Below are 23,934 nucleotides of genomic sequence, written 5' to 3' on the forward strand. Positions count from 1 at the left end.
TTGCCCTGCGAACGGAATCCGGCCCCGACCTGGCCCCATGACCGATGGGCTAGGCAGGGTGGGCCGCGCAGGCCTACCATCGACGTTTTGCCGTCCTGCGGAGAACCCGATGAAACTGCGCCATGCCCTGTTGCCGTTGAGCCTGCTTGCGGCCCTGCCGTCCGTGGCGGCCGCCCGCGGTCTCGATGTCCGCGACATGATCGCGATGGACCGGGTGTCTTCGCCCGTGCTCAGTGCCGACGGTGGCACCGTGGTGTTCGCCAAGCGCAGCGTGGATGCGCAGCAGAAGGCCAGCAGTGCGCTGTTCGTGCGCAACCTGCGTACCCGCGATGCGGCGCCGCCGAAGCAGGTCACCCCGGCCGGCTGGAACGTCAACTCGGCGTCGCTGTCCGCCGACGGCCGCACCGTGTACTTCCTCAGCAGCAAGAACGGCAGCCAGCAGCTGTACGCGCAGGGCCTCGACGGCGACGCACCGCGCCAGCTGACCGATTTCCCGGTGGACGTGGACAGCTATCACGTGTCGCCGCAGGACGACCGCGTGCTGTTCAGCGCCGGCGTATTCCAGGACTGTGGCTCCGACCTGGCCTGCACCGAGAAGAAACTCGCTGCGAAGAAGGACACCAAGGCCAGCGGCCAGGTGTTCGACACGATGTTCGTGCGTCATTGGGATACCTGGAACGATGGCCGCCGCAACACCTTGTTCGTCGCTCCGCTGCCCACGGGCAAGGCCGCTGGCGTCAAGGGCGCCTCGGCGCTGAGCGCCACCCTGGCCGGTGATGCACCGTCCAAGCCGTTCGGCGGCAACGATGATTTTGCGTGGTCGCCCGATGGCCGCAGCGTGGTGGCCAGCATCCGCGTGGCCGGTCGCGAAGAGCCGTGGTCGACCAACTTCGATCTGTACCGCTTCGATGCCGCTGGCAAGCAGGCGCCGGTCAACCTGACCGCCGACAACCCCGCGTGGGATGCCGGCCCGGTGTTCAGTGCCGACGGCAAGACGCTGTTCTACCGCGCGATGAAACGTCCCGGCTTCGAGGCCGATCGCTACGCCCTGATGGCGATGGACCTGGGTACCGGCAAGCGCCGCGAAATTGCCGCGGACTGGGACCGCTCCGCCGGCGGCATCGTGCTGTCGGCCGACGGCAGCACGATCTACACCACCGCCGACGACATGGGCGAGCATCCGCTGTTCGCGGTGGACGTGGCCAGCGGCAAGGTGGAAAAGCTGGTGGGCGAGGGCAGTGTCACGGCGGTCGATGTGGCTGGTGGCAGCGTCGCCATCACCCGCAACAGCCTGAAGAGCAATGACCAGGTGCTGGTCGGCCTGCTGCCTGCTGCGGGCGAGGCGATGGGTGCGCTGCGTGCCCTGACGCCTTCCGCGGAAGAGGTGCTGAAGGACGTTGATTTCGGCGACTTCGAGCAGTTCTCGTTCAAGGGCTGGAACAACGACACCGTGCACGGGTACGTGGTCAAGCCGCACGATTACGTGGAAGGCAAGCAGTACCCGGTGGCGTTCCTGATCCACGGTGGCCCGCAGGGCAGCTTCGGCAATGGCTGGAGCTACCGCTGGAATCCGCAGACCTATACCGGCCAGGGCTATGCGGTGGTGATGATCGATTTCCACGGCTCCACCGGCTACGGCCAGGCGTTCACCGATGCGATCAGCCAGCATTGGGGCGACCGTCCGCTTGAAGATCTGCAGAAGGGCTGGGATGCTGCGCTGAAGCAGTACGCGTTCCTGGACGGTGACAAGGCCTGTGCACTGGGTGCCAGCTACGGCGGCTTCATGGTCAACTGGATCGCCGGCAACTGGAACAGCCCGTTCAAGTGCCTGGTCAACCACGATGGTGTGTTCGATCAGCGCATGATGGGGTACGCCACCGAAGAGCTGTGGTTCACCGAGTGGGAGCAGGGCGGCACGCCGTTCGCCAAGCCGGCCAACTACGAGAAGTTCAACCCGGTCAACCACGTGGCGGACTGGAAGAAGCCGATCCTGATCATCCACGGCCAGCTGGATTACCGCATCCCGGTGGAGCAGGGGTTGGCCGCGTTCACCGCCGCGCAGCGCCAGGGCATCGACTCGAAGTTCCTGTACTTCCCCGATGAGAACCACTGGGTGCTGAAGCCGGCCAACAGCGTGCTCTGGCACGACACGGTCAACGCGTGGCTGAAGCAGCACATCGGGCAGTAAGGCCCGTTTGAAGCGCCGCTCCTCGGGGCGGCGCTTTCACGTGGGGTAGAGCCGACTTCAGTCGGCTGCCATTCCGTTTCACTGACAGCAGCCGACTGAAGTCGGCTCTACCGGGTGCCTGTGTCCATGCCTTCGACTCCCCTGATCCAGAACGACATCGTCGTCTTCGGTTTGATTGCCGCTACCCTCGGTGCGGTGTTCTGGACGGCTTCGCGCGAGCAGGGGCTGTGGAAGCGGTTCTACGCCTTCGTGCCGGCGCTGCTGCTGTGTTACCTGCTGCCCGGCATCTACAACACGGTGGGCCTGATCGACGGCCAGAACACCCAGCTGTACAACCCCATCGCCCGCGACGTGCTGCTGCCGGCCGCGCTGGTGCTGCTCACCCTGGCGGTGGACATCAAGGGCATCCTGCGGCTGGGGCCGAAACTGGTGCTGATGTACCTGGGGGCGTCTGCCAGCATCATGATCGGTGCCGTCGTGGCGTTCCTGCTGATGCGCGCGCTGCACCCGGAAACGGTCGCCGGCGATACGTGGGCCGGCATGGCGGCGCTGGCCGGCAGCTGGATTGGTGGCGGCGCGAACATGCTGGCGATGCGCGAAGTCTTCGACGTCAATGCGACCACGTTCGGCCAGTTCGCGGTGGTCGATGTCGGCGTGGGCTATGTGTGGATGGCCGTGCTGATCTTCATGGCCGGGCGGTCGGCGAAGATTGATGCGCGCAGCGGGGCCGATACCACGCCCATCGATGAGCTGAAAGAGCGCATCGCCCGCTTCAAGGCCGAGCACGAGCGTGTGCCGACCTTGACCGACCTGATGCTGATCGTGGCGGTGGCCTTTGGCGGTGTGGGCCTGGCCCATGCGCTGGGCGCGCCCTTGGCGGCGTGGTTCAAGCTCAATGTCAGCTGGGCATCGCAGTTCAGCCTGGACGCGCCGTTCGTCTGGGTGGTGGTGCTGTCCACCACGTTGGGCCTGGCCCTGAGCTTTACCCGGGCACGCACCCTGGAAGGTGTGGGTGCATCGCGCGTCGGCTCACTGCTGCTGTACTTCCTGATCGCCTGCATCGGCATGCAGATGGACCTGCTGGCGCTGCTGGACCGGCCGTGGCTGTTCCTGCTGGGCATCATCTGGATCGCGGTGCACATCGTGCTGCTGTGGCTGTTGGCGAAGCTGCTGAACGTGCCGTTCTTCTACTTCGCCATCGGTTCGCAGAGCAACATCGGCGGGCCGGCGTCGGCACCGGTGGTGGCCGCGGCATTCCATCCGTCGCTGGCGCCGGTGGGCGTGCTGCTGGGCACGATGGGTTACGCGACCGGCACGTACCTCGCGTATGTGGTGGGCATTACATTGCGGGCGCTGGCGGGGCAGTGATTTTTTCGTCTGTCGTGGTGGGACCAGGCAGAAGCAGGTGGCGCCGAGCCATGCTCGGCGGAATCCATCCGTGCCCGTCAGCAAGGAGCCGCCGAGCATGGCTCGGCGCTACCGCTTTTGCGTTTGCTTTTCTTCCCGCCCTCGGCCCACCCGCACACACGGACACACCCGCTCAGCCGACCAACAAACCCCGTTCGACCAACCACGCGCGCGCGTCTTCGGCGTCCTGCTCGAACCAGGCGCGGGTGGAGCCCAGCCGGTAGGTGTAGCCCCAGGCATCCATGTCCGCCATCAGGCGGTCGCTGCCCACGCCGGGCAATTGCCCGGCCAGCACGATCTGCAGATAACAGGTGGCGTCTTCTTCGGGCACCGAATCGGTGGCATCGGTGTGCACCAGCGCGCGGCGCTCCGGCGGCAGCACGATCAGATGGCAGGACTCGTGCAGCATCGAATGCACCGGGGTGTCATCGCGCACGTAGACATTGTGGGCGATGATGCCGGCCTCCGGTTCGCCCCAGTAACTGCCGGGGATCGGTTCACCCGCCGCCACATGGTGCAGGTGCAGGCCGTGCGTGGCGAGCAGGCACGCGGCATCGGCGAAGGCGATGTCGCCCACGCAGGTGACGATGGGATCGGATGCAGGATCGGTCATGGCAGGTATCGACCCCGTCCGCACCGGGTGCGGACGGGGCAAAGAATCAGGGCTTGTCAGGCCCTTCGGGCAGGGCCACGGAAATATCCAGCACGTCGTGCTGTCCATCCTTGACCAGGTCCACCCGTACCGCATCAACGTCGATGTTGACGTACTTGCGGATCACTTCCAGCAGCTCGCGCTGCATCAGCGGCAGGTAATCCGGACCGCCGCGATGGCTGCGTTCCTGCGCGATGATGATCTGCAGGCGGTTCTTCGCGGTCTCGGCGGTGGTCTTCTTCGCTTTCAGGAAATCGAACAGGCCCATGCTTACCCTCCGAACAGCTTGCTGAAGAAGCCCTTCTTGTCTACGGCGGTGAAGCGCATCGGGCGGTCTTCGCCCATGATGCGCGCGACGGCATCGTCATAGGCCTGGCCGGCCGGTGAGGTGCCATCCAGAATGACCGGCTCGCCCTTGTTGGAGGCATTGAGCACGTCGCCCGATTCCGGAATCACGCCGATGGCCTTCAGGCCCAGCACTTCTTCCACGTCGGTGATGCTGAGCATTTCGCCGGCTTCCACCCGGGTCGGGGTGTAGCGGGTCAGCAGCAGGAAGGCGGGTACGTCCTGGCCGTTCTCGGCCTTGTGGGTCTTCGAGTCCAGCAGGCCGATGATGCGGTCCGAGTCGCGTACCGACGACACTTCCGGATTCACCACCACGACGGCGCGGTCGGCAAAGTACATGGCCAGGAACGCGCCTTTCTCGATGCCGGCGGGCGAATCGCAGATGACGTACTCGAAGCCGTCGGCGGCCAGGTCCTTCAGGACCTTGCCCACGCCTTCCTGGGTCAGTGCATCTTTGTCACGCGTCTGCGAGGCCGCCAGCACGTACAGGTTGTCAAAGCGCTTGTCTTTGATCAGGGCCTGCTTGAGGCTTGCTTCGCCATGCACGACGTTGACGAAGTCGTACACCACGCGGCGCTCGCAGCCCATGATGAGGTCAAGGTTGCGCAGGCCGACGTCGAAGTCGATCACCGCCACCTTTTTGCCACGACGTGCCAGGCCGCAGGCAAGGCTTGCGCTGGTGGTGGTCTTGCCGACGCCGCCCTTGCCGGAGGTGACTACGATGATTTCAGCCAAAGGACTTCTCCTGCTCTAGTTCTGGTTGGGGCTGCGTCAATCAAGCGCAGCGATCATGATCTGGTCCTGTTCCAGCCAGACCTGCACGGCCTTGCCGCGCAGGTTGTCCGGTACATCGTCCAATACCTTGTAGTGGCCGGCAATGGCTACCAGTTCGGCATGGAAATCGCGGCAGAAAATACGCGCCGCGGTGTTGCCTTGGGCACCGGCCAGCGCGCGTCCGCGCAGGGTGCCGTAAATATGGATGCTGCCATCGGCGATGACTTCGGCGCCGGCGCCCACGGTTGCCATCACCGTCAGGTCGCAGTTTTCCGCGTACAGCTGCTGGCCCGATCGTACGTTGGCCAGTTGCATGCGGCCCGGCTTCGGTGCACCGCCGGTGGCCGGCGGGGGCGCCGCCAGCGCTGCGCTTGCCGCCGCCGCACGGCGCGGTTCACGCGTCGGCGCGGGCGCAGCAGCAGGGGCCTGGCGTGCCGTTACCGGCTCGGCATCCCCGCGCTCGTACTGGGCGCGGAACTTGGCCAGCAGCGGCAGGCCAAGCTGCTGGGACAGCAGCTCGATTTCCGACGTGCCGTAGGCCAACGCCACCGGCAGCACGCCGGCGCCGCGCAGCCCGTCCAGCAGCGCCTGCGCACTGGCAACATCCGGTGCGCGGGTCAGGCCGCCGAAATCCAGGATCACTGCGGCGCGGCCGAACAACTTCGGCGCCCGCGTGACCCGCTCGTTCATTTCCTGCACCAGCCATTCGACATCCATCGTGCGGATGCGCAGGTTGGCAATGCCCACCTGGCCGATCTTCAGCTCACCGGCCTGTTCGTAATCCATGTTCACCGCCACCTCAAGTACCCGTCGGCTGCTGTGCGTGCGCCGGCAACTGCCGACCACGCGCCCATGCCACGTCTGGCAGCTTGCCGCCATAGGTATCACTCACCCAAGCGTAGCTGCACAGTTCCTTGGCCAGCATGCTGGCGCGTACATCGACGTGCGGCATGGTGTTCTGGCCCAGTTCGCGGAAGCCGAAGCTGCCGTGGAAGAGCAGTGCCGCATCCGCGCCGTGGTCCTGGAAGACCTCGCACGTCATCTGCGGGTAGCGCAGTTCGGCATAGCTCTGCGCATCAGCGTAAAACGCCCGCCCGACACCGCCGCCACGCCGACGGCTGGCGACCACGATGCGGTCGATATAGAAGAATCCGCTGTCCAGGTGCTGCTTGAACCAGGCGAAGTTGCTGCTGTCGTGCTCGCTTGCGCTGCCGAACCCGATCAGGAAGCCGGCAAGGTTGCCGTCGCGCTCGGCGACGCGGAAATATTCGGCCGTTTCATAGAACAGATGCAGCCGGTGCGCGTCCAGCGGCAGGATCGCCAGGCCGGCATTGTTGTTCAAGGCCAGGACGGAATCGAGCTCATGCTCGCGCACGTCGCGGATGACAATCGACATTGTGACTCCGTGGGGTGGTGCGTGTGGCCCGTTTCCGGACCGCTCCCATTGATTATTGCATGGGGGGACCGTCGCCGGGGGAATCCGGGGCATGACTTCCGTGGGAGTGACGCGGGCCGGGTTCAGCCTAAGATGCAGGGATGTTGGGAGCCCTCAGTCATACCCGCGTCCTCCGTCTGGCCGGCCTGTTCACCTGGGTCATGGTCGGCCTGCCGCTGGTTTATTCACAGATAGAGAACCTGCAGCGGCAAGGCGCTGACAACGGGCCGGCCATGCTGTTGTTCGGTGCCTACCTGGTGTTCGGCGGGGCCTACTTCCTGCTCACCCGTGATCTGCGCAGTGGGGGCCACGCCAGTTGGATGGACCGCGGCATGCTCGTGCTGCTGACCATTTCCGCGCTCGGCGTCAGCTTCCTGAGCGGCTCGGGGCTGGGCAGCATCCTGATGATGGTCGCCGCCGGGGTGATCCCGTGGATGCTTGCCGCGCACTACGGCGTGATCTGGCTGCTGTTGAGCCAGTTGGCGGTGGCGCCGGTCTACTACGTGCTGCTGCGCTTCCCCCTGTTCGAGGCGGTGATGCAGTCGCTGCTGTACGGCGGGTTCTCGATGTTCATCTTCGTCACCAGTCTGGTGGCCCGGCAGCAGACCGATGCCCGTGAAGAACAGCGTCGTCTGAATACCGAGCTGCGCGCCACCCGTGTACTGCTGGCCGAAAGTGCCCGCGTCAACGAGCGCACGCGCATTTCCCGCGAGCTGCATGACCTGTTGGGCCACCACTTGACCGCGCTCAGCCTGAATCTGGAGGTCGCCGGTCACATCACCGAGGGACGCGCGCAGGAGCACGTGCATCAGGCGCACACGCTGGCGCGGCTGCTGCTGACCGATGTGCGCGAAGCGGTCAGCCAGCTGCGCGACAGCGGCGCGATCGATCTGGCGGCGGCGCTGCGCCCGTTGACCCTGCGCGTACCGGCGCTGGAGGTGCACCTGGACGTGCCCACGCCGCTGTATGTGGAAGATCCCGAGCGCGCCCATGTGCTGCTGCGCTGCACCCAGGAGATCATCACCAATACCGTGCGCCACGCCGGTGCGCGTAATCTGTGGCTCAAGGTCCGCCGGGAAGAGGGCGGAGTGAGCCTGGAAGCACGCGACGATGGTGCCGGCACGGACGGAATCGTGGTAGGTAATGGCCTGCGCGGAATGCGCGAACGCCTGCAGCAATGCGGCGGGCAGCTGGAGATTGAAACCCGCCGTGGCGAAGGCTTCTGCCTGCGTGCCACGGTTCCCGGTGTCCCGGCCTTGGCGCTGAGCACTGCACCTGAAGGAGTTCGTTGATGATTCGCGTATGCCTGGTCGACGACCAAACCCTGGTGCGGCAGGGAATCCGCTCGCTGCTTGCACTGGACGATGGCATCGAAGTCATTGCCGAGGCGGCCGACGGCCGGCAGGCGGTGGAGCTCATTCCGCAGGTGAAGCCGGACGTCGTGCTGATGGACATGCGCATGCCGGCGATGTCGGGGCTGGAGGCGCTGCAGATGCTGTCCAAGCTGGGGCAACTGCCGCCCACCATCATCCTCACCACCTTCGACGATGACCAGCTGGTGCTGGCGGGGCTGAAGGCCGGTGCGAAGGGCTATCTGCTCAAGGATGTGACCCTGGACCAGCTGGTCGGGGCGATCCGCACGGTGTCCGAGGGCGGATCGCTGGTACAGCCGGCGGTGACCCAACGGCTGCTGTCCGGACTGGAGCACATGCGCAACGAGTTCGTCAGCCTGGACCGGCCGGACCCGTTGACCGATCGCGAGACGGAGATCCTCCGGCTGATGGCCAGCGGTTTCTCCAACAAGGAGATCGCCAATTCGCTCGGCGTGGCCGAGGGCACGATCAAGAACCACGTTTCCAACATCCTGTCCAAGCTCGGTGTGCGCGACCGTACGCGCGCCGTGCTCAAGGCATTCGAGTTGCAGTTGGTGTGAAAAACCTTGAATGACAAGGGTTTGGCGATAAACTGAACGACCCGCTGAAGGGGACCCCCTACTGGTGGGTAGCGGATGTGCGCTACCCTTCGGTCCCTTGTATGTACAAAACGGTTGCCGGCACGGAAACCGGTACGCCAAAACCAGATCTACAACGCCAACGAAGCTGCTAGGATTGGCGCTTCGCTTCAATCAACCCGGCCGTGGGATCGGCCCCGGAGACTTCTGAATGACCCGTATTATCGAGTTCCTGATCGCTTTGGGGATCGTGGCTGGCCTGTTCGTCATCATCGGCGTGGTCTTGCCGGGCCAGCGCCATGTTTCGGAAAGCATCGAAACCAACCGCAAGATGACGATCGTGTTCGACACGGTGAACAGCTTGCGCCGCTTCAAGGATTGGAACCCACTCCTGCTGCGTGATCCCGCTGCCGAACTGAAGTTCTCCGGCCCGGCTGCCGGCGTCGGTGCCACCTTGGATTACACCTCCAAGGACCTGGGCAACGGCACTTGGAAGATCACCGAGAGCGAAGAAAACAAGCGCGTTGCAATCGCTGTCGACGATGCCACCAAGGGCAGCGACAAGGTGACCACGTTCCTGCTCGAGCCGACTGGCAAGGGTGGCCGCAACGTCAAGATCACCCAGGATTACAGCGTCAACTACGGCTTCGATCTGTTCGGTCGTTATGCCGGCCTGTACGTCAGCCGCCACATCGGTGACGACCTGAAGCTGGGTCTGTCGCGCATGGCGAACATGCTGGCCACGGTGCCGAACATCGATTACCGCACCGCCGAAGCACCGTTGAACGACCTGGCCATCGTGGATGTCCCGGCCGAAGATCTGCTGGTCGTCAACGCGGGCAACGTGGATCGTGGCGAAGCCACCATCACCAAGTCCATCGCTGACAACGAAGAGTGGATCAAGCGCGTGATGGAAGCGAACAACCTGGAAGCTGCAGGTCCGTTCCGCCTGATCACCACCGATTTCGGTGCAGAGAAGTACGCCTTCGACGTGGCCCAGCCGGTCAAGAAGAAGGGCACCGAGGGCGTGTCGGCTGAAGAGCTGACCGTCAAGATCGACGGTGGCGCGCCGGTGAAGTACGTCCGCGTTGCACCGCACCGCTCGGCCCATGCGACCTTCACCGGTCACATGGCTGGCCTGGACATTGCCCGCAATGCCCTGCGCGCCTGGTCGGTGACCGGCGGTAACGAAGTGATCGACCGCCCGTACGAAACCTGGAATGGTGGCGTGCAGAAGTCCTTCACTGCAGAAGGTACGTACGACATCTATTGGGCCGTCAAGTAAGCCTGGACGCCTGATGTAACGTACGAACGAAAACGCGCCGCTCACTGCGGCGCGTTTTTTTTTGTAGTGCCCAAGGAGCCGCTATGTTTTCCATGGATCGACGTACCCGCAGGCCTTCGCTGCTGGCCTGCATCGGCGCGCTGTTGGCCGCAGCGTCCATCGGCTTGTCTGCCTACGCCTCGCACGGTGTCAGCGACCCGCTGGCGCAGCAGCACCTCAACATGGCCGCCCTGTATGCGTTCGCGCACGGTGCGGTACTGGTGGCATTTGGGCCGCGGGCGAGCACGTTCTTCGCGCAGCTGGGGTTGTGCGTGCTGCTGCTGGGCACGCTGCTGTTTGCCGGCAGCCTGGCCGGCAACGCGCTCTGGCAGTGGCCGACACGCTTCGCACCGATCGGCGGCAGCACATTGATGCTGGGGTGGGTGCTGGTGGCGGTAGACGCCTTGCGGCGCTGAGTGACCTTGGTAGCGCCGAGCCGTGCTCGGCGGAGGCGTCAGGCACCGCTGCGCTCGCCGAGCGTGGCTCGGCGCTACCGATCACGGGCATTTCGGGGCCGGCCGTTGTAGCGCCGAGTCGTGCTCGGCGGAGGCGTCAGGCACCGCTGCGCTCGCCGAGCGTGGCTCGGCGCTATCGATCACGCACATTTCGGGGCAGGCTGTTGTAGCGCCGAGCCGTGCTCGGCGGAGGTGTCAGGCACCGCTGCGCTCGCCGAGCGTGGCTCGGCGCTACCGATCACGCACATTTCGGGGCCGGCTGTTGTAGCGCCGAGCCGTGCTCGGCGGAGGTGTCAGACACCGCTGCGCTCGCCGAGCATGGCTCGGCGCCACCGATCACGGGCATTTCGGGGCAGGCTGTTGTAGCGCCGAGCCGTGCTCGGCGGAGGCGTCAGGCACCGCTGCGCTCGCCGAGCGTGGCTCGGCGCTAGCGATCGCGGGCATTTCGGGGCCGGCCGTTGTAGCGCCGAGTCGTGCTCGGCGGGGGTGCTAGACACCGCTGCGCTCGCCGAGCGTCAATCAGGCGCGTTTCAGGCGCCGGCCGGGTGCCATCGCCAATGCCACGGTTCGTAGACGATGCCATGCGGGTTGCCCTGCGGGTAACTCATCCGGAATCCATGCCGGTGCGCATGTTCCTGCAGCCAGGCGAACGCCGGGCTGTGCTCGAACGACGTTTCCGCAGGCGGCTCGCCGGGTGTGCCGATGTCCAGCGCCATGCCACTGTGGTGCTCGCTGAAACCCGGCGCCGCGTTCACCTGCAGAATCTGTTCGACCTGCTGCCCGCGAGCCCGCTTGCGTTCGAAAATTCCCAGCTGGTACGCATGGCTGCGGTAACCGGAAATCGCGTCCAGGGCGACGCCGTTGCGTGCTGCCTGCAGGCGCATGCGTCGCCACGCCAAGGCCGCCGCTCGACGCAGCCACAGGGGGCGATGGAAACGGTCGCGACCGGCGTAGTGAAGCAGCACCGGTTCCGGCTCAAGCATCAGGCCACTCTGGTCCGCGTACGCATCAGCATCCAGCCCAAGCGGCTCGAGCCGCTCCCGCAGGCCCTGCGGGGACAGCAGGCGCGTGTCCAAGGTTCCCGCGCCGCGCGCAGGATCCAGCCACGACAGCGCGTCGAGCGCCTCGGCGGTACCGGGTTCCCGTGGCAGCTGGGCGATCAGCGAATGCACGCCCTGATCGAGCACCGCTGCAAGATAGCGGCCGTCGCGCTTGCGCCGGAGTACCCAATCCGCCCGCGCCAACAGGCGCGCATCGGCATTGCCGTGGGCGCGCAGCAGCGGGGCGGGCCACGCTTCGATGGCGTCGGTGTTCAGCAGCAGGGGGATTGAGCGGCGCATGCGGTCAGCTTAGCGCGAAGCGCCGTGGGGGACAGCCAGGGCATGCCACCCGGTCGCCCCGACAATGGCGCAGGCCCCCGCTCAACCGCGATCGTTACGCAGCGCCTGCAGCAGCTGCTGTGGCTGCTCCACGCTCAGCAGCAGGGTAGGCCCCTCGCGCACCGGGATCACCAGTACCCGGCGCAGGTCGGTCACCAGGGCGAAGCCCTTGCCGCCACCGCGCAGGCGGTAATTGCCGGAGTGGAAGCCGGGCAGGCTGTACGCATTCGTCCTGCACTGCAGCCCTTGCCGCCGGTCCCGCGTCATATCGACCACCACGGCTTCGTCCAGTTGCATGTCCACGACGGCCGTGCGGCGGCGATAGAACGTGGACCACACCGTCAGCACACCGTTGTCCAGCTGCACCCGGCGCTGGAAATACTTCCAGCACAGCACGCCAGTGACGGTGATCGCCACCAGCAGACTCCATCCAGGGCTGCCCCCCATCGTGAAGTAAGGGGGCGAGGCGGTGATGTCGAAGATGAGCGTCGAGAAGGGCGCCGGTTCGCGCAGGTGCCACGCCGTCACGCCAATGAAGGACAGCATGGGCAGCAGGATCCAGAGCAGGCGCAGTGCCGAATCCTCGCTCACGTCGAAACGGCGGGGGTCGCTGCCGCCGCTCACTTCTGCGCCTCGATCCAGGTGGCGATGTCATCCACCAGCTGATCATCGACGTGGCCGGCCTGCGTGTATTCCTTCAGCGAACTGGGTCCGGTGCCGGCGATGCCGATGTGGTTCAAGGCCGGATAGCGCTTCCACGCGACGTCGTTGCGTCCCTTCAATGCGGCTTGCCACAGCGCCCAGTCGGTGTCGGTGATCTGGAAGTCGCGCCCACCGTGGACCAGCAGCAGCGGTTTGCGCAAGGCCTTGGCATCGGCCCGTGCATCTACTGCTTCGATGCTCTTCCAGAAGTGCTGGGGCACGCCCAACGGCAACGTGTTGGCGGCAGCAGGCACGTCGCTGCGCGCAGCGGCGATCTGTGCGTCCAACGTGTCGAGGAAGGCCTGTTCGGGGGCAGTGATGTCACCGTCCAGCCCCAGCAGGTAGCGGTTCTGTTCGGGCAGCAGGTCCAGCAGGCCGCGCGCCGGCGCTGCCCACATCACCACGCCGCGTGCCTGCGGCCAGCGGCTGGCGATGCGCGGTGCCAACATGCCGCCCTGGCTGTGGCCCAGGACGAACACACGGCTGCCATCGATGCGGGGATCGGCGGCCAGTGCGGTCAGTGCCGCGACGGCGTCGTCGGTGGTCTCGTCATCGATGTCGAACGGTTGCTGGAAATCCTGCGGGCGGGCGAGGGTGCGCTTGTCATAGCGCAGTACCGCGATGCCGTGTGCCGCCAGGCCGCGCGCGATGTCCAGGAAAGGGCGGTTGCCGCCAACGGTCTCGTCGCGGTCCTGCGGGCCGGAGCCGTGGACCAGCACCACCGCGGGGAAGGGGCCCTTGCCCTTGGGCAGCACCAGCGTGCCGGGCAGTGCGCCGCGCTGCTGGGGAACGCTGAACTCCAGCTCCAGGAAGCGGGCGTCCGCTGCGGGCGCGGGTGCCTTCGCGGCCGGGGCAGGGCGCAGCAGCAGGCCGGCGATGTTGTCCTGTGGGTCTACCGCGATCTGCGCGATCAAGGCCGCGCTGGCGAACTGCAGCGGAACCTCCACCATCTGCATTCCCTGCTGCGTACTCACGCGTGCATCGCCGCGCTGTTGCAGATCACCCAGTGATTGCCACAATGCACGCAGCTTGGCAGCGGGCACGGCAGCGCGCATCTGCGGGGTGAACATGGATTCGGCGTCGTCGACACGCCCTGCCTGCAGGTGGTCGAGCAGTTGCACCGCGCGCGTCGCCGGTTCGCCTGCACAAGCCAGGCCGGCAGACAGTGACAGCGCCACGACGAGCATCGTGCGATAAAAACGCATGCTCAGGCCTCCTTCTTGAAGACCAGGATCATCGGATTCAACGGAGCGAAGACGATGTTGACCAGCTCCCAGCCGAGCTGCCCCTGTCGATTCAGTTCCGTCTGCACTTCATCGACCTTGAAGCCGCCCATCAGGCCGGGCTTGATCTCGATGGTGTGATAGGTCCAGCGCTTGCTCATTCCTTGTGCTCCTTCGATGGGGGGGATTTGGGCAGCCGCCCGGCCTTGCGCAGCGCATCGCGCAGCACGTATTCGATCTGGGCGTTGAGGCTGCGCAGCTCGTCGTCAGCCCAGCGCTGCGCCGCGGCCAGGACATCGGCGTTGATGCGCAGTGGATAGGCTTTCTTCTCGCTCATGGAAACTCCTGTGACACCGACTCAGTACAGCGATCCGGCATTGATGACCGGCTGCGTGCCGCGGTCAGAGCACAATACCGTCAACAGGTTGCTGACCATGTGCGCTTTGCGCTCTTCGTCCAGCTGCACCACACCGTTCTTCTGCAGTTCGCTCAGGGCCATTTCCACCATGCCCACCGCACCGGCGACGATGCGCGTGCGCGCGGCGATGACCGCGTTGGCCTGCTGCCGCTGCAGCATCGCCTGGGCGATCTCGGCGGCGTAGGCCAGATGGCTGATGCGCGCATCGATGATCTGCACGCCGGCATCGGCCAGCCGCTCGGCCAGCTCGTTCTTCAGGTGCAGGGAGATCTCGCTGGCATGGCTGCGCAGGGAAAGCTGGCCTTCTTCATGCTGGTCATACGGATAGCTGGTCGCCATCGCGCGCAGCGCGGATTCGGACTGGATATGCACGAAGCTCTCGTAGTCGTCCACGTTGTAGACGGCTTCGGAGGCATCCACCACCTGCCACACGATCACGGCTGCGATCTCGATCGGGCTGCCGTCGAGCTCATTGACCTTGAGCTTGCCGCTTTCGAAGTTGCGTACGCGCTGGCTGACCCGGCGCTTGGCATAGAAGGGGTTGTTCCAGCGCAGGCCGTTGTCTTTCACCGTGCCGACATACTTGCCGAACAGGCTCAGCACAGCGGCCTGGTTGGGCTGCACGGTGTACAGGCCGATCAGCGGCAGCACCGCCACCATCATCAGCAGCACACTGCCCAGCAACAGGACCGGGCTGGGGCGCACTCCGCTCGCACCGGTGATGCCGACCAGGAATACAACGCCCGCAATGCCGGCGATGCCCAGAATGGCGGCCAGTACGGCCAGGCCATTGAGGGAGCGGATGGGCTGTTCTTTCATGGCGATACGTCCTTGAGGTGTCTGATCTGGAAGATATCAAATTGATATCACTTTGCAAGTTCCACTGTTCGGCCGGAAAGCCGGAGCGGCTAGAATGCCCCTCCGCCATCAGCTCGCCGTTGGATCGCCGCCATGTCTGCATTTGGAACCCCCCTGTCGCCCTCCGCTACTCGTGTATTGCTGCTCGGTTCGGGTGAACTCGGTAAGGAAGTGGCGATCGAACTGCAGCGGCTGGGCGTGGAAGTCATTGCGGCCGATCGCTACGCCGATGCGCCGGCGATGCAGGTCGCGCACCGGGCGCATGTGATCGACATGCTGGACGGCATGGCGTTGCGTGCGCTGATCGCAGAGGAAAAGCCGCATCTGGTGGTGCCCGAAATCGAAGCCATCCATACCGAAACGCTGGTCCAGCTGGAACAGGAGCAGGGCCTGCGCGTCGTGCCGACGGCGCGTGCCGCGCGGCTGACCATGGACCGGGAGGGCATTCGCCGGCTGGCAGCAGAAACGCTCGGCTTGCCGACCTCGCCATACCGTTTCGTGGATACCGAGGCAGAGTATCGCGCGGCCGTGCAGGCCATCGGTCTGCCGTGCGTGGTCAAGCCGGTGATGTCGTCGTCGGGCAAGGGGCAGAGCACGCTGCGCAACGAATCGGACATCGCGCCGGCGTGGGCGTATGCACAGACCGGTGGTCGCGCCGGTGCCGGCCGCTGCATCGTTGAAGGCTTCATCGACTTCGAGTACGAGATCACCCTGCTGACCGTGCGCCACGCGGGCGGCACCTCGTTCTGCGCGCCGATCGGCCACCTGCAGAAGGATGGCGACTACCGCGAGAGCTGGCAGCCGCAGGCGATGACTGCCGCGGCGCTGGCCCGCGCCGAGCAGATTTCGCAGGCCGTCACCGATGATCTCGGGGGCTGGGGGTTGTTCGGCGTCGAACTGTTCGTCAAGGGCGACGAGGTGTGGTTCAGCGAGGTCTCACCGCGCCCGCACGACACCGGCCTGGTCACGTTGGTATCGCAGGAACTGAGCGAGTTCGCCCTGCATGCGCGGGCGATCCTCGGCCTGCCGATTCCGGTGATCCGGCAGAGCGGACCGAGCGCCTCGTGTGCGTTGCTGGCACACGGCGAAGGCGTGCCGCACTTCGCCGACGTCGCCGCCGCGCTGCAGGTGCCGGATACCGCCGTGCGCCTGTTCGGCAAGCCCAGTGTGCACGGCCATCGCCGCGTCGGCGTCACCTTGGCCCGCGGCGAAAGCACGGATCAAGCGCGTGCCATCGCCCGCGACGCCGCCGCCGCCATCGGCGTAAGCCTGAAGTAGGGCCGCTGCCGTCTTTGCAAGGTAGAGCCGACTTCAGTCGGCTGCCGTTACGCGGACTCGAAGAGCAGCCGACTGAAGTCGGCTCTACCCGGTCGGCGCTACCCCTCAGCGTTACCGGACGTCGGCCCAGACGAGGTGGTGGTCGCTGCCGTCTGCGATGCGGGACTCGGGGCTGCCTTTGGCGGGCCAGAAGACGCCGCCGCCGTGGTACGCGAAGCCGACCGAGGGCAGCACGTAATCCAGCCGCATCGTGCCCGACTTCGGGCCGAAATCGCCGGTTGCGTGCTGCGGGGCGCCACGGCGGGTGATGCCTTTGGCGGCGTAGGCCAGGCTGGTCTGCTCACCGCCCACGCTGGAGGGGGTGGCGTGGCGCAGCACGCGCGGGTGTTCCAGCAGTTCGACAATCGCCTCGTGGCGGCCGTCGCCGTCCACCGGATCATTGTTGAGGTCACCCAGGATCACGAAGCGGGCATCCTGCGCCAGGCCGCCGCAGCGCTTCTGGTCATCGCACAGCCACGACGTGTCGCCGGCCGACAGGTAGGCCTGCCACAGCTTCAGTTCGTCATGGTTGCGCGCGGCATTGCGCTTTTCCGGGCCATCGAACACCGGCGGGGTGGGGTGGGAGACCAGGGCGTGCACCACGCCGGACGGGGTCTGCACCGGCACGTCCCAATGCGATTTGGACGACAGACGCAGCTGGGCCCATACCGCGTCGCTGTAGAAATGCGTTCCAGTGCGCGGGTCCACCGGGCGGATCGCTCCGGGCAGCGCGCTCCACTTCAGCAACTGGAAGCTGCGCACCTTGGCTTCATCGATCGGGTAGCGCGACAGCACCAGCATGCCGTATTGGCCGGGGTGCAGGCCGTAGCCCCATGCATCGTTGCCGCGGCTGCGGCCCTCCCCGCCGATTTCGCCGTTGTTGTCCAGGTCCAGCCCGCTCTGCACGCCGGTATTCACCGGGGCCAGGTAGCGGTAGGCGAAATGCAGCGGCTCACCGCCGCCGTCCTGCGCGACCTCCAGATAGCGTTTCTGGAACAGATCGGCAGCCCGATGGGCGTCGTCGAAGTCGAACTCGTTGAGCAGGACCAAGTCCGGGCGTACCTGCTGCAGCACCGCGGCAATCTTGCGCGCATGCGCGCTGTCGCCTTCCAGTTCGGCGATCAACCCCCCGGTCTCGTCCGAGTACAGCGAGGTGTTGTAGGTGGCCAATCGCAGGGGGGAGGCGGCGTCGGGCATCGTGGCGGTACGCTCGGGGGTCTGCGCGCAGCCGCCGCACAGCAGGGCCAGGGCGACGGTCAGGGCAGGGAGGCGGAAGGCGGGAATTTTCATGGTCGGTATTGTGCACCGGCGCCTGTGTCAGTGGCTTGTCAGCGACCGGCCAGTTCCAGGTCGAACTCGTTCCAGCGGCGTCCGTCATAGGCTTCAAGCGGGCGGAACCTCCGCTTGTAATCCATCTTCAGGTGGTCGCGTATCCAGTAGCCCAGGTAGAGATGAGGCAAGGCCTCGCGGCGCGCCCATTCCACCTGCTGCAGGATCGCGAACGTGCCCAGACCGCGCTGGGCGTGGTCCGGATCGAAGAACGTGTAGACCGCCGACAGGCCCTGCTCGGTCACGTCGGTGACCGCCACCCCGATCAGGGCGCCGGGACCGCCCTGCGGCGGCGGCAGGCGGATTTCCATGAAGCGGGTGTGCGACCAGCTGCCGATCAGGAACTGCTCGAACTCGTGCGGGCCGTGGCTGTCCATGCCGCCGTTGGCATGGCGGTGCGACAGGTAGCGGCGATACAGCGCGAACAGCTCGTCGCTGGCAGTGGCGGCGGTGATGCGGATTTCCAGGTCGGCGTTGCGCGCGGCGCAGCGGCGCTGGCTGCGGTCGGCGGCGAAGCGCTGCACCGGGATGCGCACCGCCACGCAGGCATGGCACTGCGCACAATGCGGCCGGTAGACCAGATCGCCACTGCGCCGGAACCCCCAGCTGAGCGCCATCGGATACAGGCCACCCAGCCGGCGGTCGTGCGGGTCCAGCACCAGGTCGCGCGCGGTTCGGTCCGGCCAGTAGCCGCACGGGTGCTCGCCGGTCTGGAACAGGCGCAGGTCGTCGTCTCGGTTGCCATGTAGTGCCATGCGGACAGCATAACTTCTGGCAGTCGCATCAGCCGCGACTGTCTGCCTGATGAACGCGGCGGGGTGGCAGGTCAACCGTGGCTCCGCCCGGGCGTTGTTCGTATATCGAGGGTGACAGACATGCACCCCCGGTACCCCCTTCTACTGGAGCGACACCATGACCCTGCGTACCCCCCTGCTGTTGGCCCTGCTGTTCAGCACCTCTGCTACCGGCATTGCACTGGCCGCTGACGCGCCGCCCGCTCCGCAGCGTCCGGCCAAGCTGGACACCAACAACGACGGCTTCGTCGATCGTGCCGAAGCAGCCGCGTCGCCGCGTCTGGTCGCGCGTTTCGACCAGATGGACGCGAACAAGGACGGCAAGCTGTCGCGCGAGGAAATGCCGCGTGGCAAGCACGGCCACCGCGGCCCGGGCCGCGGCCACGCCGAGCAGCTGGCGAAGCTGGACACCAACAAGGACGGCCGCATCAGCCGTGAGGAAGCCAAAGCCGATCCGCGCCTGGCCGAACGCTTCGATCAGATGGATATCAACAAGGATGGTTTCCTGGACCAGGCCGACCGCGAGCTGCGCATGAAGCAGCATCGGGATGCCTGGTTCACAGCGGCCGACACAAACAAGGACGGCCAGTTGAGCAAGGCCGAGTTCGATGCAGCCAAGGGCCCGATGCACGGTCCCCGTGGCCAGGGCCGGGGACCTGCGGGTCCGGCTCGCCCTGCAGCCAAGTAACCGCGAAGCACAATGGCCTGCCATCGACGGGCATCCGACGATGGCAGGCGGTCGTTGCCGTTACCCCTGACGGGTTATGGAAGGATCGCGCCTGGGTTGCAGCGGACGCGGTCCTTGCTGATAGGCAGGTTCAGGGGACTGCTCTTCAGCAGAATGTAGCCCTTGTCCACGGCCTCTGCGTTTGAGTTGGCGCTGACCTGCACCTTGAGTCCGGCGTATTTGGTATCAAAGCAGATAAAAGACGAGGCGCGTTCCGATGCAGTCGCCGTAAGGCAGGCAAGCATCAGGGTAGAAAGCGCTGCGGCGCGCAGGATCATTGTCGATCTCCTTGAATCATCGGGATGTGCGCCGGAACGAATCATCTGGGCGCGTGACCAGCTTGACTGCACACATCGCCGAGAGCATTGAGGAACAATGCAGATTCCGATTGGGAGAAAGCATCTGAAAACGGTGCTGGCCACACGTGCTGTAGCGCATGGTGCCCGGCGCAATCCGTCACGCGGCTGCCGGCCAGCGGATACGCAGCGCAGTGACGCCCTTCGGTCGCTGCCGCTTTGAACTACAGCGAACCGTTTCTCCACAGCAACGCCCCGACCACGATCAATGCACCCAGGCCGGCGCCCAGCATGCCCTGCTTGCCGTACATCGCTTCGTACGTCCAGTTCCGCTTTCCCTGCCGTCCGCGCCGTTCGGCATCCCGGTCGATCAGCGGCTGCATGATCTGCCGCAGCGGCACCAGACATTGCCAGCACACCAGCGACAGGCCTGCGAACAGGGCGAACAGATCCACCCACACCGGTACCGCCAGCAGCGAAAGCGCCAGCACGGTGATGCAGACCACGAGCGCAGTGAGCGTGTTGAGGTGCACGAAACGCCGGATCTGCGTGCGTTCCTGCGGCGATTCCGCGAATGACATCAGGTAGCGACCGCCGAGGTAGCTGAAGGTCGTACCCCCCACCACGGCGCCGATCGTCGCGCCCACGCTGAGTTGGTCCGCAAATACCGGCAGCTGGGATGCCGCTGCGGTCAACGAACCCAGCGCCGTGCCACCGGTCGCACTGGCGCCGCCCAGGCCGAGCTTGGTGCCGCCCGCGCCCACGGTACCCAGCACGATGGCCGCGCTGGCCGTACCCGGGGCCACGACCATCAGCGCCGATACCACTGCTGTGGCGAACGCGGCGCTGGGCGCCGTGCTGCGGGCGAACTCGCCTAAGCGTTGCAGCAGTCCCTCGCGCACCATGCCGCGCGCGCGCGACAGGCGCTTGCGTACCGCCGCGTCACTCAGGCCCAGCAGGTTGGCTACGTGCTGCGAGCGCTGGCCCTCGCGGTAATACAGCAACAGCACTTCGCGGCTGTCTTCAGGCAAGGCCGAGATGATGTCTTCGGCCGCCGTTTCTTCTTCGATCTGTTGCAAGCGGTCAGCTGCATCGGGCGATGGATCGGCCGCCATCTGGATGGCCAGATCGGCCGCATCGCCGGACAGGGGTCGACCGCGCTGACGGCGCAGCCAGTCACGGGCGAGGTTGCGGGTGATCTGCCGCAGCCACGGCATGAAACTGGACGGATTGCGCAGCGTCTGCAGTTGCTGCCAGCCGCGGACGAAGGCGTCCTGGGCGATGTCTTCGCTCGCCTCGCGATCACGGGTGATGGCCAGGGCGATGGCGGTCACCGTGTTCTGGCACGCCTGCACGATGCGGCCATACGCGTGCTGGCAGCCCTTTGCGGCGGCCGGCAGTTCGCGGTGCAGGACATCATCGAAGGGTGCGGCAACAGTCGTCATGGGCGGCGCTCCTGCGGGGATTGTGTCCCAAGACGAAGCGGCACGGCGAATGTGACCGCCCGGTAGTGACGGCCGCTGGCCGTCTGCGCTGACGGCCGCGGGCGGTCTGCGTTGACGGCCAGCGGCCGTCATTGCAGTCAGCGTTGCGGGGCGGCTGGCTGGATGCGCACGCGGACTTCCTCTTCCTCTTCCTGCGCGGCGGGCGGGGTCGGTGCGGCAGGCCGCGGCTGGGCGGCGGGTGCAGGTGCAGCGGGCGCAGGCTGCGGGGCCTGTGCGCCGCGATGGCCCATCGCGATGAACAGCGCTACGCCGGCGATCACTACCAGCAGGGCGATGCGGATGCGCCACGCCCAGCCGCGGCCGCTGGTGGCAGCGGCGGGTTCGCGGAAGGCGAATTCCGCGGTCGGATGGTCGCGGCGCGTGGTGTCGAGCAGCCGTGCATCACGCAGGATCTCGCGCGCCTTCGGCTGGTCGTCGGCCCGCACCACCCACACCGTGGGCGGTCGGATGTTCTTGTTCTGGTCGAGGTAGCTGAACTGGCCGCGGCGTTTGGTGTGGTACGTGCGCCCATCGGTCACACGTACTTCGATGTCATGGCTGCGCAGCAGCTCGGCCACGCCCTCCACGGTTTCCACGCGCTGGCTGCTGAATATCTGTCTCATGGGATGGGGTCCTTCAGTCCTTCGCCGGTACGGCGGCTGCGGCGACGCTGTCGGGCACCACGCGGATCAGGCCTTCCTGTGCCGTGCTGGCGACCAGCCGACCCTGGCGGTCGAAGAACTGGCCGCGTGCCAAGCCGCGCGAATCCTGCGCGCTGGGACTGTCCAGCGAGTACAGCAGCCAGTCGTCGGCGCGGAACGGCCGGTGGAACCAGATGGCGTGATCCAGCGAGGCCATCTGCACGTGCGGCTGGTAATAGCTGATGCCGTGCGGGAACGTTGCCGTGCCCAGCAGGTGGAAGTCCGATGCATAGGCCAGCAGCGCCTGGTGCAGCTCCGGGGAATCGCCCACCGGCTCGCTCAGGCGGAACCAGACCTGATGATACGGCGGGCGCTTGGGCGGGTTGAGTTCATCGCGCGGATAGACGTGGCGGAACTCGAACGGACCGCCGCGTGACAGCCAGCGCTGCACCTTGATCGGCAGCCGCTCCAGCACGTCCTGCGGCAGCGGGCGGTTGGGTTCCAGGTCTTCCGGCTGCGGCACTTCCGGCATCTTGTGCTGGTGCTCGGCGCCGTGTTCGGCCTGCTGGAACGAGGCCGCGCAGAAGAAGATCACCTTGCCGTGCTGGATGGCGGTGACCCGGCGTACCGAGAAACTGCCGCCGTCCCGGGTGCGGTCGACGTCGTACACGATCGGATGATCGATGTTGCCCGCCCGCAGGAAGTAGGCGTGCAACGAATGGACGTGGCGGCCGTTCTCCACCGTGGCCTGGGCTGCAGCCAGGGCCTGGCCCAGCACCTGTCCACCGAACACATACTTGGTGCCGATGTCGCGGCTCTGGCCACGGAACAGGTTGTCTTCCAGCCGCTCCAGGGTGAGCAGGTCGATCAGTTCGGAGACGACGGGTTCGTGCGTGTCGTTCAAGAGGGACAGCCGGTGTCAGGACAGGGGGCGATTATAGCGGGGACGCCCCCGGACCCACGGTTCATTTACCCAGCCGGGCGACCAGGTGCTGCAAGGCCTGCTGCGCATCGGGCGCGTACCAGGATTCGATGAAGCGATCCAGCTGGATCAGGTCCGGGTGCAGGGCTTCGTGCAGCTCCGCGCGGGCGATGGCCCGAGTCAGCAGCATGGGCTGGCGCGGCATCTTCAGCAGCCGCTGCAGCCACGCCACGGCGCGGGCCACCACCAGATCGCCGTCCGCCAGTTCATCCACCAGGCCGATCTGCAGCGCCTGCTCGGCCGGCACCATCGCCGCAGTGGTGAGCAGGATGCCGGCGCGGTGAACACCTACGGCACGGCGCAGCAGGCGCTGGATGCCTTCAGGCGCGACCAGGCCGACCTGTACCTCGTTCAATCCGATGGTGAAGGGCTGGGCAGGGTCAATGCTGCGCGCCATCACCCGGTAGTCGCAGCACAGCGCCAGCACGCAGCCCCCTGCCGGCGCGTGGCCGGTCAGGGCGGCCACCACCGGGATGCGGCTCTCGGCCAGCGTGCGCACCGCGCCGAAGAACGCCTGCCAACTGTCCAGCAGGGCGCGCTGGTCATTGCCATGGGCCATCAGGTGCGGCACGTCCATGCCGCCGGTGAACACGCGCTCGTTGCCGGACAGCACCAGGCCGTGCACGTCCTCGGCCATGGCCTGTTCGATCGCGTGGATCAGCTGCCGGCACAGCTCGGTGTCCAGCGCATTGACCGGCCGCCGCGCCAGGCGCAGTTCGCGGATGGGGCCGTGGTTGTACACCTCGATGAGGGTGGTCATGCTGCGATCTCTTGCCGTGAGGGAACGTGGTCCGATGATAACCAAACCATTCGTTGGCGTACTGTTCGGGATCTGCGCCTGGGCTGCGGCCCTTGTGGGCTCCGCAGCGACGGTGACCTGCCTGGAAGTAAAGGAGGGCTGGGCGCGATTGCCGCCGACCGCCTCTACGCCGATGACCGCCGGCTACGGGAAAATCCGCAACGCATGCGGCAAGGCCGTCACGGTGGTCGGCGGGCGCAGTGCGGCCTTCGCCGATGTGTCGCTGCATGAAACCCGGGTGCAGGGCGATGTCAGCCGCATGCAGCACCTGCACCATCTGGCGATACCGGCGGGCGCGACGATCGAATTGAAACCCGGTGGCATGCACCTGATGTTGATGCAGGCAACTGGCGCAGTGAAAGAAGGGCAGGCGGTGCCGGTGGTATTGGCGCTGGACGGCGGTGACGAAGCCAGCATCACCTTGCAGGTGCGGAAGGCCGCCCCCTGACACCCC

Annotated in this window: 27 protein-coding genes; 9 read left to right on the top strand and 18 right to left on the bottom strand. The window is 66.1% G+C overall.

The window, feature by feature from the left end; all coding sequences use genetic code 11:
- The first annotated feature begins 109 nt into the window (after positions 1-109).
- Together ABRP17_RS13650 and ABRP17_RS13655 are read left to right on the top strand one after the other, a co-directional pair.
- Positions 110-2,188, top strand: coding sequence for a S9 family peptidase (locus ABRP17_RS13650; protein ID WP_188326482.1), 2,079 nt, complete (start codon positions 110-112; stop codon positions 2,186-2,188).
- A gap of 126 nt (positions 2,189-2,314) precedes the next feature.
- A complete protein-coding gene (locus tag ABRP17_RS13655) occupies positions 2,315-3,556 on the top strand; it encodes a DUF819 family protein (RefSeq protein ID WP_349984576.1) in 1,242 nt (413 codons plus the stop codon).
- Positions 3,557-3,728: 172 nt separating this feature from the next.
- On the opposite strand, the gene ABRP17_RS13660 is transcribed toward ABRP17_RS13655, so the two are convergent.
- The 5 genes from ABRP17_RS13660 to ABRP17_RS13680 are packed head-to-tail and all read right to left on the bottom strand — an operon-like array spanning position 3,729 to position 6,762.
- Positions 3,729-4,208, bottom strand: a complete 480-nt coding sequence (locus ABRP17_RS13660; protein ID WP_192081418.1) for a hypothetical protein — start codon at positions 4,206-4,208, stop codon at positions 3,729-3,731.
- 46 nt (positions 4,209-4,254) lie between these two features.
- Positions 4,255-4,515: a cell division topological specificity factor MinE gene (minE, locus tag ABRP17_RS13665; protein ID WP_188326485.1), complete on the bottom strand. Its 261-nt coding sequence runs from the start codon at positions 4,513-4,515 to the stop codon at positions 4,255-4,257.
- Between the two features lie 2 nt (positions 4,516-4,517).
- On the bottom strand, positions 4,518-5,327 hold the full coding sequence (minD, locus tag ABRP17_RS13670) for a septum site-determining protein MinD (RefSeq protein WP_188326486.1): 810 nt from the start codon (positions 5,325-5,327) through the stop codon (positions 4,518-4,520).
- Between the two features lie 36 nt (positions 5,328-5,363).
- Positions 5,364-6,152, bottom strand: a complete 789-nt coding sequence (gene minC / locus ABRP17_RS13675) for a septum site-determining protein MinC (protein WP_349984575.1) — start codon at positions 6,150-6,152, stop codon at positions 5,364-5,366.
- Positions 6,153-6,165: 13 nt separating this feature from the next.
- Positions 6,166-6,762, bottom strand: coding sequence for a GNAT family N-acetyltransferase (locus tag ABRP17_RS13680; protein WP_188326488.1), 597 nt, complete (start codon positions 6,760-6,762; stop codon positions 6,166-6,168).
- A gap of 140 nt (positions 6,763-6,902) precedes the next feature.
- Here ABRP17_RS13680 and ABRP17_RS13685 point away from each other — a divergent pair, with 140 nt between their 5' ends.
- The 4 genes from ABRP17_RS13685 to ABRP17_RS13700 all read left to right on the top strand — a co-directional run bounded on the left by ABRP17_RS13685 (position 6,903) and on the right by ABRP17_RS13700 (position 10,492).
- Positions 6,903-8,093 (top strand): sensor histidine kinase, encoded by a 1,191-nt coding sequence (locus ABRP17_RS13685; RefSeq protein WP_188326489.1) that lies wholly within the window; start codon positions 6,903-6,905, stop codon positions 8,091-8,093.
- Positions 8,093-8,734, top strand: a complete 642-nt coding sequence (locus ABRP17_RS13690) for a response regulator transcription factor (protein ID WP_188326490.1) — start codon at positions 8,093-8,095, stop codon at positions 8,732-8,734. The genes ABRP17_RS13685 and ABRP17_RS13690 overlap by 1 nt, the downstream gene beginning before the upstream one ends.
- A gap of 229 nt (positions 8,735-8,963) precedes the next feature.
- Positions 8,964-10,037: an SRPBCC family protein gene (locus ABRP17_RS13695; RefSeq protein WP_188326491.1), complete on the top strand. Its 1,074-nt coding sequence runs from the start codon at positions 8,964-8,966 to the stop codon at positions 10,035-10,037.
- An 83-nt stretch (positions 10,038-10,120) separates the two neighbouring features.
- A complete protein-coding gene (locus tag ABRP17_RS13700) occupies positions 10,121-10,492 on the top strand; it encodes a DUF423 domain-containing protein (RefSeq protein ID WP_349984574.1) in 372 nt (123 codons plus the stop codon).
- 569 nt (positions 10,493-11,061) lie between these two features.
- Here the strand turns inward: ABRP17_RS13700 and ABRP17_RS13705 are convergent.
- From ABRP17_RS13705 to ABRP17_RS13730, 6 genes are all read right to left on the bottom strand, one after another.
- Positions 11,062-11,871, bottom strand: coding sequence for a M15 family metallopeptidase (locus ABRP17_RS13705; protein ID WP_349984573.1), 810 nt, complete (start codon positions 11,869-11,871; stop codon positions 11,062-11,064).
- 81 nt (positions 11,872-11,952) lie between these two features.
- Positions 11,953-12,534, bottom strand: a complete 582-nt coding sequence (locus tag ABRP17_RS13710; RefSeq protein WP_349984572.1) for a hypothetical protein — start codon at positions 12,532-12,534, stop codon at positions 11,953-11,955.
- On the bottom strand, positions 12,531-13,817 hold the full coding sequence (locus ABRP17_RS13715) for an alpha/beta fold hydrolase (RefSeq protein ID WP_349984571.1): 1,287 nt from the start codon (positions 13,815-13,817) through the stop codon (positions 12,531-12,533). The genes ABRP17_RS13710 and ABRP17_RS13715 overlap by 4 nt, the downstream gene beginning before the upstream one ends.
- 2 nt (positions 13,818-13,819) lie before the next feature.
- Entirely contained in the window at positions 13,820-13,996 is a 177-nt protein-coding gene (locus ABRP17_RS13720; protein ID WP_349984570.1) for a DUF4177 domain-containing protein, read from the bottom strand.
- A complete protein-coding gene (locus ABRP17_RS13725) occupies positions 13,993-14,172 on the bottom strand; it encodes an Arc family DNA binding domain-containing protein (protein ID WP_188326496.1) in 180 nt (59 codons plus the stop codon). The genes ABRP17_RS13720 and ABRP17_RS13725 overlap by 4 nt, the downstream gene beginning before the upstream one ends.
- Positions 14,173-14,193: 21 nt before the next feature.
- Complete coding sequence (locus ABRP17_RS13730) at positions 14,194-15,072, bottom strand: SPFH domain-containing protein (protein ID WP_349984569.1); 879 nt, start codon at positions 15,070-15,072, stop codon at positions 14,194-14,196.
- A 132-nt stretch (positions 15,073-15,204) separates the two neighbouring features.
- Between ABRP17_RS13730 and purT the strand changes: the two genes are divergently transcribed.
- Entirely contained in the window at positions 15,205-16,389 is a 1,185-nt protein-coding gene (purT, locus tag ABRP17_RS13735) for a formate-dependent phosphoribosylglycinamide formyltransferase (protein WP_349984568.1), read from the top strand.
- Positions 16,390-16,500: 111 nt separating this feature from the next.
- Here the strand turns inward: purT and ABRP17_RS13740 are convergent, their stop codons facing one another.
- A complete protein-coding gene (locus ABRP17_RS13740) occupies positions 16,501-17,718 on the bottom strand; it encodes an endonuclease/exonuclease/phosphatase family protein (RefSeq protein ID WP_349984567.1) in 1,218 nt (405 codons plus the stop codon).
- Positions 17,719-17,756: 38 nt separating this feature from the next.
- Positions 17,757-18,512: an arginyltransferase gene (locus ABRP17_RS13745; RefSeq protein ID WP_188326500.1), complete on the bottom strand. Its 756-nt coding sequence runs from the start codon at positions 18,510-18,512 to the stop codon at positions 17,757-17,759.
- A gap of 157 nt (positions 18,513-18,669) precedes the next feature.
- On the opposite strand from ABRP17_RS13745, the gene ABRP17_RS13750 reads away from it, so the two are divergent.
- Entirely contained in the window at positions 18,670-19,239 is a 570-nt protein-coding gene (locus ABRP17_RS13750) for an EF-hand domain-containing protein (RefSeq protein WP_192094944.1), read from the top strand.
- A gap of 74 nt (positions 19,240-19,313) precedes the next feature.
- Here the strand turns inward: ABRP17_RS13750 and ABRP17_RS13755 are convergent, their stop codons facing one another.
- The 5 genes from ABRP17_RS13755 to ABRP17_RS13775 form a co-directional block, all read right to left on the bottom strand.
- Entirely contained in the window at positions 19,314-19,556 is a 243-nt protein-coding gene (locus ABRP17_RS13755) for a hypothetical protein (RefSeq protein ID WP_349984566.1), read from the bottom strand.
- 242 nt (positions 19,557-19,798) lie between these two features.
- A complete protein-coding gene (locus ABRP17_RS13760; protein ID WP_349984565.1) occupies positions 19,799-21,019 on the bottom strand; it encodes a sigma-70 family RNA polymerase sigma factor in 1,221 nt (406 codons plus the stop codon).
- A gap of 137 nt (positions 21,020-21,156) precedes the next feature.
- Positions 21,157-21,681, bottom strand: a complete 525-nt coding sequence (locus tag ABRP17_RS13765) for a pathogenicity-like protein (RefSeq protein WP_349984564.1) — start codon at positions 21,679-21,681, stop codon at positions 21,157-21,159.
- 13 nt (positions 21,682-21,694) lie between these two features.
- Positions 21,695-22,603 carry an acyl-CoA thioesterase II gene (gene tesB, locus ABRP17_RS13770; RefSeq protein WP_188326504.1) on the bottom strand — a complete coding sequence of 303 codons (909 nt, stop codon included), beginning with the start codon at positions 22,601-22,603 and terminating at the stop codon, positions 21,695-21,697.
- Between the two features lie 61 nt (positions 22,604-22,664).
- Positions 22,665-23,441, bottom strand: coding sequence for an enoyl-CoA hydratase/isomerase family protein (locus tag ABRP17_RS13775; protein WP_349984563.1), 777 nt, complete (start codon positions 23,439-23,441; stop codon positions 22,665-22,667).
- Between the two features lie 34 nt (positions 23,442-23,475).
- Here ABRP17_RS13775 and ABRP17_RS13780 point away from each other — a divergent pair, with 34 nt between their 5' ends.
- Complete coding sequence (locus ABRP17_RS13780) at positions 23,476-23,928, top strand: copper chaperone PCu(A)C (protein ID WP_349984562.1); 453 nt, start codon at positions 23,476-23,478, stop codon at positions 23,926-23,928.
- The last annotated feature ends 6 nt before the right edge of the window (positions 23,929-23,934 follow it).

Origin of the sequence: Stenotrophomonas sp. WHRI 8082, assembly GCF_040223995.2 — a bacterium.
Taxonomy (GTDB): domain Bacteria; phylum Pseudomonadota; class Gammaproteobacteria; order Xanthomonadales; family Xanthomonadaceae; genus Stenotrophomonas.

What these genes read in the sequence shown, in the direction of transcription:
- ABRP17_RS13695 (WP_188326491.1), top strand. Translation starts at nt 8,964, where the DNA reads ATGACCCGTATTATCGAGTTCCTGATCGCTTTGGGGATCGTGGCTGGC.
- ABRP17_RS13725 (WP_188326496.1), bottom strand. Translation starts at nt 14,172, where the DNA reads ATGAGCGAGAAGAAAGCCTATCCACTGCGCATCAACGCCGATGTCCTG.
- ABRP17_RS13755 (WP_349984566.1), bottom strand. Translation starts at nt 19,556, where the DNA reads ATGATCCTGCGCGCCGCAGCGCTTTCTACCCTGATGCTTGCCTGCCTT.
- ABRP17_RS13690 (WP_188326490.1), top strand. Translation starts at nt 8,093, where the DNA reads ATGATTCGCGTATGCCTGGTCGACGACCAAACCCTGGTGCGGCAGGGA.
- ABRP17_RS13685 (WP_188326489.1), top strand. Translation starts at nt 6,903, where the DNA reads ATGTTGGGAGCCCTCAGTCATACCCGCGTCCTCCGTCTGGCCGGCCTG.
- ABRP17_RS13715 (WP_349984571.1), bottom strand. Translation starts at nt 13,817, where the DNA reads ATGCGTTTTTATCGCACGATGCTCGTCGTGGCGCTGTCACTGTCTGCC.
- ABRP17_RS13775 (WP_349984563.1), bottom strand. Translation starts at nt 23,441, where the DNA reads ATGACCACCCTCATCGAGGTGTACAACCACGGCCCCATCCGCGAACTG.
- ABRP17_RS13650 (WP_188326482.1), top strand. Translation starts at nt 110, where the DNA reads ATGAAACTGCGCCATGCCCTGTTGCCGTTGAGCCTGCTTGCGGCCCTG.
- ABRP17_RS13655 (WP_349984576.1), top strand. Translation starts at nt 2,315, where the DNA reads ATGCCTTCGACTCCCCTGATCCAGAACGACATCGTCGTCTTCGGTTTG.
- ABRP17_RS13730 (WP_349984569.1), bottom strand. Translation starts at nt 15,072, where the DNA reads ATGAAAGAACAGCCCATCCGCTCCCTCAATGGCCTGGCCGTACTGGCC.
- ABRP17_RS13720 (WP_349984570.1), bottom strand. Translation starts at nt 13,996, where the DNA reads ATGAGCAAGCGCTGGACCTATCACACCATCGAGATCAAGCCCGGCCTG.
- ABRP17_RS13700 (WP_349984574.1), top strand. Translation starts at nt 10,121, where the DNA reads ATGTTTTCCATGGATCGACGTACCCGCAGGCCTTCGCTGCTGGCCTGC.
- ABRP17_RS13745 (WP_188326500.1), bottom strand. Translation starts at nt 18,512, where the DNA reads ATGGCACTACATGGCAACCGAGACGACGACCTGCGCCTGTTCCAGACC.
- ABRP17_RS13765 (WP_349984564.1), bottom strand. Translation starts at nt 21,681, where the DNA reads ATGAGACAGATATTCAGCAGCCAGCGCGTGGAAACCGTGGAGGGCGTG.
- ABRP17_RS13750 (WP_192094944.1), top strand. Translation starts at nt 18,670, where the DNA reads ATGACCCTGCGTACCCCCCTGCTGTTGGCCCTGCTGTTCAGCACCTCT.
- ABRP17_RS13660 (WP_192081418.1), bottom strand. Translation starts at nt 4,208, where the DNA reads ATGACCGATCCTGCATCCGATCCCATCGTCACCTGCGTGGGCGACATC.
- ABRP17_RS13740 (WP_349984567.1), bottom strand. Translation starts at nt 17,718, where the DNA reads ATGAAAATTCCCGCCTTCCGCCTCCCTGCCCTGACCGTCGCCCTGGCC.
- minC (WP_349984575.1), bottom strand. Translation starts at nt 6,152, where the DNA reads ATGGATTACGAACAGGCCGGTGAGCTGAAGATCGGCCAGGTGGGCATT.
- ABRP17_RS13760 (WP_349984565.1), bottom strand. Translation starts at nt 21,019, where the DNA reads ATGACGACTGTTGCCGCACCCTTCGATGATGTCCTGCACCGCGAACTG.
- ABRP17_RS13780 (WP_349984562.1), top strand. Translation starts at nt 23,476, where the DNA reads ATGATAACCAAACCATTCGTTGGCGTACTGTTCGGGATCTGCGCCTGG.
- minE (WP_188326485.1), bottom strand. Translation starts at nt 4,515, where the DNA reads ATGGGCCTGTTCGATTTCCTGAAAGCGAAGAAGACCACCGCCGAGACC.
- ABRP17_RS13705 (WP_349984573.1), bottom strand. Translation starts at nt 11,871, where the DNA reads ATGCGCCGCTCAATCCCCCTGCTGCTGAACACCGACGCCATCGAAGCG.
- purT (WP_349984568.1), top strand. Translation starts at nt 15,205, where the DNA reads ATGTCTGCATTTGGAACCCCCCTGTCGCCCTCCGCTACTCGTGTATTG.
- ABRP17_RS13680 (WP_188326488.1), bottom strand. Translation starts at nt 6,762, where the DNA reads ATGTCGATTGTCATCCGCGACGTGCGCGAGCATGAGCTCGATTCCGTC.